Raw genomic sequence first — 12,713 nt, 5'->3', positions numbered from 1 at the left:
GACAAGGCCATGAATGAGCAAGATGCAATGTACGAACGCCTGTCGGCGCTGGCCGACGGCGAGCTGGCGGAGCATGAATGCGCCGAGGTGCTGGCCTATGCGGGCACCGAACCGGGCCGCGCGACCTGGCAGGCCTACCACGTGATTGGCGATGCGATGCGCGGGGTGCCGGTGGCGCCCATGCTCGACGCGAGCATGCTGCAGCGCCTGCGGGCGCAGCTCGCGCAGGAAACGCTGGTGCACGGCCCGCATGCCGTGGCCGCCCCCGTTGCGCGCCTGGCGCAGCCGCAGCGCGAAGCGGCCAACGCCCCGCTGTGGCACTGGCGGCTGGCGGCGGGCTTTGCTTCGCTGACCGCGGCCGTGGCCCTCGGCTGGACCGCCTATGCCAACCTGGGCGGCGCACAGCAGGGCGCGCAGCTCGCGCAGGCGCAGATTCCTGCGGCGGGCGCGCCGGCCACCGTGGCGTCTGCCCTGGTCGTGAACGAGCAGAACATCATTCGCGATCCGCGCCTGGACGAAATCATGCGCCAGACCGGACGCAACAGCGGCATGAGCGTGATCATGCGCGAGCCGCTGTTTCGCAATGCTTCCCTGGAAGCCGGGGCGCGCCCTTGAGCGTGGCCGCGCGCCCGTCTCCTGCCGCCGCGCCGGCCCGGCGCGCTCTTGCATGCCGCCTGAACCCCGAATGAGGATATGACGATGAATTTGCGCACCCACGCAGGCCAGCGGGCCCGCTCGCTGGCACTGGGCATGGCCGTGACGCTGCTCGCCGGCTCCACTTTCGCTCTGATGCCGCTGCCGGTGCAGGCGCAGTCGGCGCCCGTGGTGCGCGGCCTGCCCGATTTCACCGAGCTCGTCGAGCTGGTCGGCCCCTCGGTGGTGAACATCCGCACGCTGGAAAAGGCCAGGAGCGATGGCGTGCCCGAGGGCATGGACGAGGACATGCTGGAGTTTTTCCGGCGTTTCGGCATCCCGATTCCGAACATGCCGCGCCGGCGCGGCCAGCGCCCCGGCCACCCGCAGGAGCAGCCGCGCGGCGTGGGTTCGGGCTTCATCCTGACGGCCGACGGCTACGTGATGACCAACGCGCACGTGGTGGAGGGTGCCGACGAGCTGCTGGTCACGCTCACCGACAAGCGCGAATTCAAGGCCAAGCTCGTGGGTGCGGACAAGCGCTCCGACGTGGCCGTGGTCAAGATCGACGCCAGCGGCCTGCCGGCGGTCAAGATCGGCGATGTCACCCGCCTGAAGGTGGGCGAGTGGGTGATGGCCATCGGTTCACCCTTCGGGCTGGAGAACACGGTCACCGCGGGCATCGTCAGCGCCAAGCAGCGCGACACCGGCGACTACCTGCCTTTCATCCAGACCGACGTGGCCATCAACCCGGGCAACTCCGGCGGGCCGCTGATCAACATGCGTGGCGAGGTGGTGGGCATCAACAGCCAGATCTATTCGCGATCGGGCGGCTTCATGGGCATTTCCTTTGCCATTCCGATCGATGAGGCGATGCGCGTCAGCGACCAGCTGCGCGCCAGCGGGCGCGTCAGCCGCGGGCGCATCGGCGTGCAGATCGAGCCGGTGACGCGCGAGATCGCCGAGTCCATGGGTCTTGCCAAGGCCCAGGGTGCGCTGGTGCGCGGCGTGGAGGTTGGCTCGCCGGCCGAGAAGGCCGGCATCCAAGCCGGGGACGTGATCACGCAATATGAGGGCAAAGCGGTGGAGAAGGTCTCCGACCTGCCGCGCATGGTGGGCAATACCAAGCCCGGCACCCGCGCGGCCATCACGGTATGGCACCGCGGCGCCGCGCGAGAGCTGAATGTCACGGTGGCCGAACTCAAGGCCGATGCCGATGAGGCGGAGCGCGCCGATGACGAGGAAGGCCCGAAGGAAAAGCCGTCGGCAGCGGCCCAGCAATGGGGCCTGACCGTGGCCGAGGTAACGGCCGAGCAGGCGCGCGAGCTGCGCCTCAAGGGGGGCGTGCGCGTCGTCTCCGTCGATGGCCCCGCCGCGCGCGCCGGCCTCAAGCCGGACGACGTGATCGTGGCGCTGGGCACCACCGACGTGCATGCGCTCAAGGATTTTGAAGCGGCATTGGCCAAGGCCGACCGCAAGAAGCCGCTCAGCGTGATGTTCCGGCGCGGTGAATGGGCGCAGTACGCACTGATCCGGCCCGACAAGTGAAGGGGCGGCCGGTAAAATCCGGCGCTGCGGCGCGCCAGGCGTGCCGTCCCCGCCCCGCTACAATGGCTTCCCAACTTTACGCAGATGCCGGTTGGTCCGGGGGCGCGTCGCATCGCTGACGCGCCTTTTTTTATGGCCTCTGCCCGGGCTCACGCGGCCTCATTTCGGTTGTCGGATGAAACACATCAGGAATTTTTCGATCATTGCGCACATCGACCACGGCAAGTCGACCCTGGCCGACCGCATCATCCAGCGCTGCGGCGGCCTGCAGGAGCGCGAGATGCAGGCACAGGTGCTCGATTCCATGGAGATCGAAAAGGAGCGCGGCATCACCATCAAGGCGCAGACCGCGGCTCTGCAATACCAGGCCAGGGACGGCCAGGTCTACAACCTGAACCTGATCGACACCCCGGGCCATGTGGACTTTTCCTATGAAGTGAGCCGCTCGCTTTCGGCTTGCGAGGGCGCGTTGCTGGTGGTGGACGCGAGCCAGGGCGTTGAGGCGCAGACCGTGGCCAACTGCTACACCGCCCTGGACCTGGGCGTGGAAGTGCTGCCGGTGCTCAACAAGATGGACCTGCCGCAGGCCGACCCGGACAACGCCAAGGCCGAGATCGAGGACGTGATCGGCATCGACGCGGCCGACGCCATCCCCTGCTCGGCCAAGACCGGGCTGGGCATAGACGACATCCTGGAGGCGGTGGTCGCCAAGGTGCCGCCGCCCCGAGGCGATGCCGACGGGCCGCTGCGCGCGATGATCATCGACTCCTGGTTCGACAGCTACGTTGGCGTGGTCATGCTGGTGCGCATGGTCGATGGCCAGCTCAGGAAGGGCGAACGCATCAAGCTCATGGCCACGGGCGCGGCCTACGAGGCCAACCAGATCGGTGTCTTCACCCCGGCCCAGCAGCTGCGCGAGGTCTTGCATGCGGGCGAGGTGGGCTACGTCATCTGCGGCATCAAGGAGCTCAAGGCGGCCAAGGTGGGCGACACCATCACGCTGGAAAAGAAGCTGCCCAACAACGCCGGGTCGGCGACACGGGCGCTGCCGGGCTTCAAGGAGGTCCAGCCGCAGGTCTTTGCCGGGCTCTATCCCACCGAGGCCAACCAGTACGACCAGTTGCGCGATGCGCTGGAAAAGCTGCAGCTCAACGATGCCTCGCTGCACTACGAGCCCGAGGTCAGCCAGGCGCTGGGCTTCGGCTTTCGCTGCGGCTTCCTGGGCCTGTTGCACATGGAGATCGTGCAGGAGCGTCTGGAGCGCGAGTTCGACCAGGACCTGATCACCACCGCGCCCAGCGTGGTGTATGAGGTGCTCAAGGGCGACGGCGAGCTGATCCACGTGGAAAACCCCTCGAAGATGCCCGACCAGGGCCACATCGAGGAGGTACGCGAACCCATCGTCACGGTGCATCTGTACATGCCTCAGGACTACGTTGGCCCGGTGATGACGCTGGCCAACCAGAAGCGCGGCATACAGATGAACATGCAATACCACGGTCGCCAGGTGATGCTGACCTACGAGCTGCCGCTGGGCGAGATCGTGCTGGACTTCTTCGACAAGCTCAAGTCCATTTCGCGCGGCTACGCCTCGATGGACTACGAGTTCAAGGAGTACCGCGCCTCGGACGTGGTGAAGGTGGACATCCTGCTCAATGGCGAGAAGGTGGACGCGCTCTCGATCATCGTGCACCGCAGCCAGGCGCAGTACCGGGGCCGGGCGGTGGTGGCCAAGATGCGCGAGATCATCAGCCGCCAGATGTTCGACGTGGCCATCCAGGCCGCGATCGGCGCCAACATCATCGCGCGCGAGACGGTCAAGGCGCTGCGCAAGAACGTGCTGGCCAAGTGCTATGGCGGCGACATCTCGCGCAAGAGAAAGCTGCTGGAAAAGCAGAAGGCCGGCAAGAAGCGCATGAAGCAGATCGGCTCGGTCGAGGTACCGCAGGAGGCCTTCCTGGCCATCCTGCAAGTGGAGGATTGAGGTCCATGCGCGCCATTCCCGCCTTTACGGCCGCCATACTGGCGGCTTTCGTTGGCTACATCGTCGCCTGGTACGTGGGCTACATCGAGGGCAATTTCGCGCTGCTGCTGATGCTGGCCACGCTGGTCACCGGCCTGTACTGGCTGGCCGAGCGCTGGTATTTCCTGCCCCAGCGCCGGCGCGCGGCCGAGGCGCTGGAGGCCGCAGCCGCCCAGCGGCGCGCCGAGCTCGACCGCATGGGCATTGCCAGGACGGACGAGGCCGATACCCGCGAGACCGAGGCGCGCCTGCTGGCCCAGCCCTGGTGGCTGGACTGGACCGCCGGGCTTTTTCCAGTGATTGCCGCGGTCTTCCTGTTGCGCTCCTTCCTGTTCGAGCCGTTCAAGATTCCCTCGGGCTCGATGATTCCGACCCTGCTCGTGGGCGACCTCATCCTGGTCAACAAATTCACCTACGGCTTGCGCCTGCCGGTGTTCAACACGCGCATCACCCAGGGCAATGCGCCCCAGCGTGGCGACGTCATGGTGTTTCGCTATCCGCCGCAGCCCAGCCTGGACTACATCAAGCGTGTGGTCGGGGTGCCGGGCGACGAGGTGGCCTATCTGAACAAGCGCCTGAGCATCAACGGCAAGGAGGTGCCGCTCGAAGAGCTGCCGGAATTCTTCGATCAGGACGCGATGCGCTACTTCGCGCAGCGCCAGGAGCGGCTGGGCGCGCATACGCACCGCATCATCGTGAACAAGGATGTGCCGGCCTTCATCCAGGGTGCGAGCCAGTTCAAGTACCGCGACCACTGCAACTACAGCGTCGAAGGCGTGGTCTGCAAGGTGCCCGAAGGGCAGTATTTCATGATGGGCGACAACCGGGATAATTCGCTCGATTCGCGCTATTGGGGTTTCGTGCCGGAAGAAAACATCGTGGGCAAGGCCTTTTTTGTCTGGATGAATTTCGGTAACCTCAAGCGCATCGGTTCATTTGACTGAAGGAGAGGCCATGGTGAAGCATCGCAATGCACTGGTGGGCAGGCAAAGAGGCCTGTCGTTTCTCGGTGTGATCTTCATCGGCGTATTTGCGGTCGCTGCCTTTGCGATTGGCGGGCAGTCGGTGCCCATCCTGCTCGAATACCAGGCCATCAAGAAGGCCGCGACCAAGGCAGCGCGCGAAGAGTCCAGCGTGGCCGGCATCCGCGCGGCGTTCGACCGATCCGCGGCGATCGACGACATCTCCTCCATTTCCGGCAAGGACCTTGAAGTGACCAAGCGCAACGACAAGATCGTGGTTGGCTTCAAGTACGAGCGCGAAATTGCCCTGTTCGGCCCGGCCTACCTCGTCTACCGCTTCCAGGATGCGGTCAGTTAGTGCCCAGCGATCTCCTTGACGCCTTGCAGCAGCGGCTGCAGCACCGATTTGCGGACACGGGCTTGCTGCTGCGGGCGCTCACGCACCGCAGCTTCGGCGCCGAGCACAACGAACGCCTGGAATTCCTGGGCGATGCGGTGCTGGAGCTGGCGGTCTCCACGCTCCTGTATACGCGGATGCAGCAGCTGCCCGAGGGCGAACTCTCGCGTGTGCGCGCCCTGCTGGTGCGCCAGGATTCGCTGCATGGCATTGCGCTGCGCCTGCAGCTGCCCGCGGCGCTGCGCCTGGGCGAGGGCGAGGCCCGCTCTGGCGGGCGCGAACGCCCCTCCATCCTGGCCGATGCGGTCGAGGCGCTGATCGGCGCGGTCTTTCTTGACGCCGGCTACGACAGCGCTACCGCGCTGGTGGGGCGGCTGTTCGAGGGCGTGCGCCTCGACGGCCAGCTGCAGGCTTCGGCCAAGGACGCCAAGACCGCGCTGCAGGAATGGCTGCAGGGCCGGCGCATGCAGTTGCCGCGCTATGCCGTGGTGGGCACCAGCGGCGCGGCGCACCACCAGGTTTTTGATGTGGACTGCGAAGTGGCCGAATGGTCGCTGAGCGAACGCGGACAGGGCGCCACGCGGCGCGCGGCCGAGCAGGAGGCGGCCAAGGCCATGTTGCAACGTTTGAAGGCCGGCCAATGAACGACAGCCAGGCGCCAGAGCCCGGCGCGGAGGGCCAGCGCTGCGGCCTGATCGCCATCGTGGGCAAGCCCAATGTGGGCAAATCGACGCTCATCAACGCGCTGGTGGGGCAGAAGATTTCCATCACCAGCCGCAAGGCGCAGACCACGCGCCACCGCATCATGGGCATACGCACGCGCGACAGGGCCCAGTTCGTGTTCGTGGATACGCCGGGTTTTCAGACGCGCCACGGCTCGGCGCTGAACAAGTCGCTGAACAAGGCGGTGCTGGGCGCGGTGAGCGACGTGGACCTGGTGCTCTTCGTGGTCGAGGCCGGCAGCTTCTCGCTGCAGGACGCGACGGTGCTGAGCCTGCTCAAGAGCGACATTCCCGCGCTGCTCGTGGCCAACAAGCTCGACACCGTGCACCGGCGCGCCGAGATCGCGCCCTGGCTCAAGAGCATGCAGGAGCGCCACCCCTTTGCCGAGTTCGTGCCGATGTCGGCGCGCAAGCCCGCCGACGTCGAACGCCTGCTGGACCTGATCGAGCGCTATCTGCCCGAGCAGCCCTGGTGGCATGCCGAGGATGAGCTGACCGACCGCAACGAGCGCTTTCTCGTCAGCGAGACGGTGCGCGAAAAGCTCTTTCGCCTGACCGGGGACGAACTGCCCTACACCTCTACCGTGGTGGTGGACCAGTTCAAGGAAGAACCCAGTCCGCGCCATGGCCGATTCGTGCGCATTGCCGCCACCATCGTCGTCGAACGCGACGGGCACAAGGCCATGGTGATTGGCGAGAAGGGCGAGCGGCTCAAGCGCATAGGCTCGGAAGCGCGACAGGAGCTCGAGCGCCTGATGCAGGCCAAGGTCTTCCTCGAGCTGTGGGTCAAGGTGCGCTCGGGCTGGGCCGACGACGCGGCGCGGGTGCGCTCCTTCGGTTATGAGTGAGGCGCGCCGCTGCATCCGCCCGGCAGCGCACCAGCTCTCGCACGCACAGCCCCATGGCCACACGCCGCATCACCGATGAGCCGGCCTATATCCTGCACAGCCATGCGTTCAGCGAATCGAGCCTGATTCTGGAGGTGTTCAGCCGCCACCACGGACGCGTGGCGCTGCTGGCCAAGGGCGCGAAAAAGCCCACCTCGGGTTTTCGGCCGGTGCTGCTCTCGCTCATGCCGCTGCGCCTGGCCTGGGGCGTGAGCCCTGCGGCCGAGGTGCAGACGCTCAGGGCGGCCGAATGGATGGGCGGGCACGTGATGCCGACGGGCGAGGCGCTGCTCTCCGGGCTCTACCTCAACGAGCTGCTGCTGCGCCTGCTGGCGCGCGACGACCCGCAGCCGCGGCTGTTCGACCTGTATGCGGGCGCGGTGCAGCTGCTGGCCGCCAGCGCGCACGGCGAAGTGCTGGAGCCGGCGCTGCGCGCCTTCGAGCTGTTGCTCCTGCGCGCGCTGGGCCTGCTGCCGCGGCTGGACGAGGAAACCGACACCGGCGTGCCGCTGGCGGCGCACCGGAGCTGCGTGCTGGTGGCCGACGCTGGCCTGCGCCCTGCGCTGGCCGGCGAGCGCGGCGCGCTCGAGGGCGAGCGCTGGCAACAACTGGAACAGTCATTTGGCGAGCCGCAGGCGCTGCTGGCCATGTTGCGCGCCTGTGCGCCGGTGGCCGCGGAGCTCAAGCCGCAATTGCGCGCGCTGCTGCAATACCATTGCGGCTCGCCCCTGCTGCGCACGCGCCAGCTTCTGATGGATCTGCAATCGCTATGAGTTCCCCCTGCGCGACCGCGCTGTCGGTCAACGTGAACAAGGTCGCCCTGGTGCGCAATACCCGCCACCTGGGCATACCCAGCGTGCTCACCGCCGCCCGGGCCTGTCTGCGCGCCGGCGCCCACGGCATCACGGTGCACCCGCGTCCCGACGGGCGCCACATCCGCGCGCAGGACGTGGCGGAGCTCGCCGCGCTGCTGCGCGACTGGCCGCGGGCTGAATACAACATCGAGGGCAATCCGACGCAGAACCTGATGGACTTCATCCGCCAGGTGCGCCCCAGCCAGGCCACCTTCGTGCCCGACAGCGAAGACCAGTTCACCAGCGACCATGGCTGGAGCTTCCCCCAGGACGCGGAGCGCCTGCGCCCATTGATCGCCGAATGCCATGCGCTCGGCGTGCGCGTGAGCCTGTTCATGGACCCCGTCGCGGCGCAGATGGCGCCGGCGCGCGCCGTGGGCGCCGACCGCGTCGAGCTCTATACCGAACCCTATGCCGCCGCCTGGGGCACGCCGGGGCAGGACGCACAGCTGCGGCGCTACGCCGAGGCCGCGCACGCCGCCCTGCAGGCCGGGCTGGGCGTCAACGCCGGGCACGACCTCAATCTGGACAACCTGGCCGCCTTCGTCGCCAGCGTGCCGGGCCTGCTCGAAGTCTCCATCGGCCACGCCTTCGTCTCCGACGCGCTGGAGCTGGGCTACGAGCGCGCGGTGCAGGCCTACCTGGCCTGCATGGACCGCGGCATGGCCGAGCGCGGCGCCGGCGTGGCGCGGTGAACGCGGTGCACGAGCTGCTGCGGCACAGCTGGAGTACGGCCTGGCAGCAGCTGGGCCTGCCCTCGGGCGCGGCCGACGAGCAGCTGCGCGGCGAGCTGCTGGCCGCATGGGGCGGGCCGGAGCGCAAGTACCACGCACTGCGCCATCTGCAGGAGTGCCTCGGGGCGCTGGAGTCGGTCTGGAGCCTGCCCGAGCGGCCGGCCGAGCTCGCGATCGCACTGTGGTTCCATGACGCGATCTACGAGGTGCGCGCATCCGACAATGAGCGACGCAGCGCCGACTGGGCCGCGCGGGCGCTCAGCGGCCATGGCGCGCCAGAGCAGCTGGCCCGGCGCGTGCACACTCTGGTGATGGACACCCGCCATGCGGCGCGGCCGGCCACGGCCGACGGCCTGTGGATGGTGGACATCGACCTGGGCATCCTCGGCGCCTCGCCCGAGCGCTATGCACAGTACGAAGCGCAGATCCGCGAGGAATACGCCTGGGTGCCGCGCTGGCTTTACCGGCGCAAGCGCCGGGCGCTGCTGCGCCAGTTCCTGGCCCGCGACACCATCTACGGCACGCCCTACTTTCGCATGCTGCTGGAGCTGCCCGCGCGGCGCAATCTGGAGCAGGCCGTCGCCGCCCTGGGCGGCAGACCGGCACGGCCATGATCTACGGCATAGGCACCGACATCTGCGACGTGCGCCGCATCCGCGCGAGCCTGCAGCGCCATGGCGAGCGCTTTGCGCAAAAAATCCTCTGCGACGCGGAACTGGCCGTCTGGCAGGCGCGCAGCCGGCGCTGGCCCGAGCGCGGCGTGCGCTATCTCGCCACGCGGTTTTCCGCCAAGGAGGCGTTTTCCAAGGCGGTGGGCCTGGGCATGGTCATGCCCATGACCTGGCGCTCCTGCGAAATCCTGAACCTGCCCGGTGGGCGCCCCGCCGTGCGCCTGCATGCGGCGCTGGCACAGTGGTTCGACGAGCGCCAACTGCGCTGCCACCTGAGCCTGACCGACGAGAGCGACTACGCAGCAAGTTTCTGCGTGGTCGAAAAATTTGGATGAAATCGGCCTCTAACGCCCGTGTACAAAGCGCTACGAGCTATCAAAAACGGAGATTGACATGCCTGACCAATCGCCTCTGATCATCGACATCGCCGCGACCACGCTGAGTGCGGACGACCGACGCCGGCTTGCGCACCCGCTGGTCGGCGGCCTCACCTTGTTCACGCGCAACTGGGAAAACCGCGCGCAACTGGTGCAGCTGGTGGCCGAGATCAAGTCCCTGCGCGCCGACCTGCTGGTCTGCGTCGACCACGAGGGCGGGCGGGTGCAGCGCTTCAGGAGCGACGGCTTCACCCACCTGCCGCCGATGCGCGCGCTCGGCAGGATGTGGATGCAGGATGGCAGGAAGGGCGAGGGCAGCGGAGCGATGCGCGCGCTCAACGCTGCCACCGCTACCGGCTACGTGCTGGGCGCGGAGCTGCGCGCCTGCGGCGTGGACCTGTCGTTCGCGCCGGTGCTGGACCTGGACCACGGCCAAAGCAGCGTGGTCGGCGACCGCGCCCTGCACCGCGATCCGCGCGCGGTGGCGGCGCTGGCGCGGGCGCTGATGCACGGCCTGCTGCAGGCCGGCATGGCCAATTGCGGCAAGCACTTTCCCGGCCATGGCTACGCGGGCGCCGATTCGCACGTGGACCTGCCGGTCGACGGGCGCGCACTCAAGGCCATCCTGGAAGACGACGCCGCGCCTTACCCCTGGCTGCGCAGCGCGCTTGCCAGCGTGATGCCGGCGCACGTCGTCTATCCGCGCGTCGATGCCCTGCCGGCGGGCTTTTCACGCCGCTGGCTGCAGGGCATCCTGCGCGAGCGCCTGGGGTTTGACGGGGCCATCTTCAGCGACGACCTGAGCATGGAAGGCGCGCGCCGCCTGGCGGGCCGGCCGCTGGACTTTCCCGATGCGGCGCTGGCGGCGCTGCAGGCCGGCTGCGACATGGTGCTGCTGTGCAACCAGAGCCTGGGCGAGGGCAGGGCGGTGGACGAGCTGATCGACGGTCTTGAGCGGGCGCTGGAGCAGGGGCGCTGGCAGCCCGACGGCGCGGGCGAGCAGCGGCGCCTGGCGCTGCTGCCGCAGACGCCGCCGCTGCCCTGGGACGAGCTCATGCTGCACCCGGCCTACGTGGCGGCGCTGGAGCAGCTGGCGTGACCCTGCGCGTGGGCATCCTCACCGGCGGCGGCGACTGCCCGGGGTTGAACGCCGTCATCCGCGCGGTGACCAAGTCGCTGATCCGCCACGGCCAGTGCGAGGTGCTGGGCATCGAGGACGGCTTTCAGGGATTGATGGAGCCGCTGCCCCGCGTGCAGGCACTCGACTGGCAGCGCGTGAGCGGCATCCTGCATGTCGGCGGCACCATCCTGGGCACGAGCAACAGCGCCAACCCGCTGCGCGACGCGGCCACGCTCGCGCAGGTGGGGCGCAACCTGGCGGCGCTGAACCTGGACGTGGTGGTGGTCATAGGCGGCGACGGCACCATGAGCCTGGCGCACGGCGTGGCGCAGGCCACCGGCGTGCACTGCGTGGGCGTGCCCAAGACCATAGACAACGACATTGCCCACTGCGAGCGCAGCTTCGGCTTCGATACCGCCGTCACCACCGCAGCCGAGGCGCTGCGCCGCCTGGAGAGCACGGCCAGCAGCCACCACCGCGTGATGATCGTCGAAACCATGGGGCGCCATGCCGGCTGGCTGGCGCTGGAAGCGGGCCTGGCGGGTGCCGCCGACGTCATCCTGCTGCCCGAGATCGACTACGACATCGAGGCCGTGGCCGCGCACTGCCGCGCGCGCGAGCAGCGCCAGCGCTACACCATCATCTGCATGGGCGAGGGCGCCAAGGCCAGGGGCGCGGCGCTGACGGTGCGCGAGCAGGTCGCGGGCAGCCCGGACCCGGTGCGCCTGGGTGGCGTCGGGCATGTGCTGCGCATGCAGCTGCAGCCCTTGCTGGCAAGCGAGGTGCGCACCACGGTACTCGGCCATCTGCAGCGCGGCGGCGACCCCACGCCGTTCGACCGCGTGCTGGCCACGCGCTTCGGCCACCATGCGGCCCAGCTCGTGGTGCAGCGGCGCTTCGGCCAGATGGCGACGCTGCAGCACGGGCGCATAGGCAGCGTGCCCATGGCAGAGGTGGCCAACGTGCAGCGCACCGTGGCGCGCGGGCATGAGCTTGTCACCATGGCGCGCGACATCGGCGTCTGCCTGGGCGACTGAACGCAAGCGCGGCCGCCGGCGGGCGGCAGCGCGCAAGGCGGGCGCTCAGCCGCCGAGGTAGGCCTTGCGGATGTCGGGGTTGGCCAGCAGGTTGGCGCCGGTGTCTTCCATCACCAGGTGGCCGTTTTCCAGCACGTAGCCGCGATCGGCAATCGACAGCGCGCGGTTGGCGTTCTGCTCGACCAGGAATACCGTCACGCCGTCGGCGCGCACGGTTTCGATGATCTCGAAGATCTGCGCGATGATGAGCGGCGCCAGCCCGAGCGTGGGCTCGTCGAGCAGCAACAGGTGCGGCTCGCTCATCAGCGCGCGGCCTATGGCCAGCATCTGCTGCTCGCCGCCGCTCATGGTGCCGGCGCGCTGGTTGGCGCGGTCCTTCAGGCGCGGGAACAGCTCGAAGACGTGGGTCACGCCCTTGTCGATCGCGTCCTTGTCCTGAAAGAAGCCGCCCATCTTGAGGTTTTCCAGCACCGTGAGCTGCGGGAACACGCGCCGCCCCTCGGGCGAGACCGCAAGGCCCATGCGCATGATCTCGTGCGTGGGCACATGGGTGATGTCGCGGCCTTCCAGGGTCACCTTGCCGCCGCTGGCGCGCGGCGTGCCGCAGATGGTCATCAGGAGCGAGGTCTTGCCCGCGCCGTTGGCGCCGATCAGGGAGACGATCTCGCCCTGGTTGACGTGCAGCGAGACTTCATTGACGGCGCAGATCGCGCCGTAGTGCGTGGACAGCCTTTCGAGCTGAAGCATG

14 protein-coding genes are annotated in these 12,713 nt (G+C 68.3%); 13 read left to right on the top strand and 1 reads right to left on the bottom strand.

All coding sequences use genetic code 11. The features are described from left to right. Positions 1-9 precede the first annotated feature (9 nt). The 13 genes from FOZ74_RS03535 (at position 10) to FOZ74_RS03475 (ending at position 11,965) form a co-directional block, all read left to right on the top strand. Positions 10-615 (top strand): sigma-E factor negative regulatory protein, encoded by a 606-nt coding sequence (locus tag FOZ74_RS03535; RefSeq protein WP_146911774.1) that lies wholly within the window; start codon positions 10-12, stop codon positions 613-615. Between the two features lie 135 nt (positions 616-750). After that, positions 751-2,181 (top strand): DegQ family serine endoprotease, encoded by a 1,431-nt coding sequence (locus FOZ74_RS03530; protein WP_146914062.1) that lies wholly within the window; start codon positions 751-753, stop codon positions 2,179-2,181. A 175-nt stretch (positions 2,182-2,356) separates the two neighbouring features. After that, positions 2,357-4,165 carry a translation elongation factor 4 gene (lepA, locus tag FOZ74_RS03525; RefSeq protein ID WP_146911773.1) on the top strand — a complete coding sequence of 603 codons (1,809 nt, stop codon included), beginning with the start codon at positions 2,357-2,359 and terminating at the stop codon, positions 4,163-4,165. A gap of 5 nt (positions 4,166-4,170) precedes the next feature. Beyond that, positions 4,171-5,148 (top strand): signal peptidase I, encoded by a 978-nt coding sequence (gene lepB, locus FOZ74_RS03520; protein WP_146911772.1) that lies wholly within the window; start codon positions 4,171-4,173, stop codon positions 5,146-5,148. A gap of 10 nt (positions 5,149-5,158) precedes the next feature. After that, a complete protein-coding gene (locus tag FOZ74_RS03515; protein ID WP_146911771.1) occupies positions 5,159-5,524 on the top strand; it encodes a DUF4845 domain-containing protein in 366 nt (121 codons plus the stop codon). Next, positions 5,524-6,207 (top strand): ribonuclease III, encoded by a 684-nt coding sequence (gene rnc / locus FOZ74_RS03510; protein ID WP_146911770.1) that lies wholly within the window; start codon positions 5,524-5,526, stop codon positions 6,205-6,207. Before FOZ74_RS03515 ends, rnc begins: the two co-directional genes overlap by 1 nt. Then, on the top strand, positions 6,204-7,133 hold the full coding sequence (gene era / locus FOZ74_RS03505) for a GTPase Era (protein ID WP_146911769.1): 930 nt from the start codon (positions 6,204-6,206) through the stop codon (positions 7,131-7,133). The genes rnc and era overlap by 4 nt, the downstream gene beginning before the upstream one ends. Before the next feature lie 53 nt (positions 7,134-7,186). Beyond that, positions 7,187-7,945 carry a DNA repair protein RecO gene (gene recO / locus FOZ74_RS03500; protein WP_146911768.1) on the top strand — a complete coding sequence of 253 codons (759 nt, stop codon included), beginning with the start codon at positions 7,187-7,189 and terminating at the stop codon, positions 7,943-7,945. Then, positions 7,942-8,721, top strand: a complete 780-nt coding sequence (locus FOZ74_RS03495) for a pyridoxine 5'-phosphate synthase (protein WP_146911767.1) — start codon at positions 7,942-7,944, stop codon at positions 8,719-8,721. The genes recO and FOZ74_RS03495 overlap by 4 nt, the downstream gene beginning before the upstream one ends. After that, on the top strand, positions 8,718-9,374 hold the full coding sequence (locus FOZ74_RS03490) for an HD domain-containing protein (protein ID WP_255437762.1): 657 nt from the start codon (positions 8,718-8,720) through the stop codon (positions 9,372-9,374). The genes FOZ74_RS03495 and FOZ74_RS03490 overlap by 4 nt, the downstream gene beginning before the upstream one ends. Then, positions 9,371-9,766, top strand: a complete 396-nt coding sequence (acpS, locus tag FOZ74_RS03485) for a holo-ACP synthase (RefSeq protein WP_146911766.1) — start codon at positions 9,371-9,373, stop codon at positions 9,764-9,766. The genes FOZ74_RS03490 and acpS overlap by 4 nt, the downstream gene beginning before the upstream one ends. Before the next feature lie 58 nt (positions 9,767-9,824). Beyond that, positions 9,825-10,907, top strand: coding sequence for a beta-N-acetylhexosaminidase (gene nagZ / locus FOZ74_RS03480; protein WP_146911765.1), 1,083 nt, complete (start codon positions 9,825-9,827; stop codon positions 10,905-10,907). Positions 10,908-10,909: 2 nt separating this feature from the next. After that, positions 10,910-11,965, top strand: coding sequence for a 6-phosphofructokinase (locus tag FOZ74_RS03475; RefSeq protein WP_146914060.1), 1,056 nt, complete (start codon positions 10,910-10,912; stop codon positions 11,963-11,965). A gap of 45 nt (positions 11,966-12,010) precedes the next feature. On the opposite strand, the gene FOZ74_RS03470 is transcribed toward FOZ74_RS03475, so the two are convergent. Further along, on the bottom strand, positions 12,011-12,712 hold the full coding sequence (locus FOZ74_RS03470; RefSeq protein ID WP_186764679.1) for an ABC transporter ATP-binding protein: 702 nt from the start codon (positions 12,710-12,712) through the stop codon (positions 12,011-12,013). Between the last annotated feature and the right edge of the window lies 1 nt (position 12,713).

It is taken from the genome of Comamonas flocculans (assembly GCF_007954405.1).
GTDB lineage: Bacteria > Pseudomonadota > Gammaproteobacteria > Burkholderiales > Burkholderiaceae_C > Comamonas_C > Comamonas_C flocculans.
Note: the sequence above shows the minus strand (reverse complement) of the source record. Positions and strands in the feature narration are given on the sequence as shown.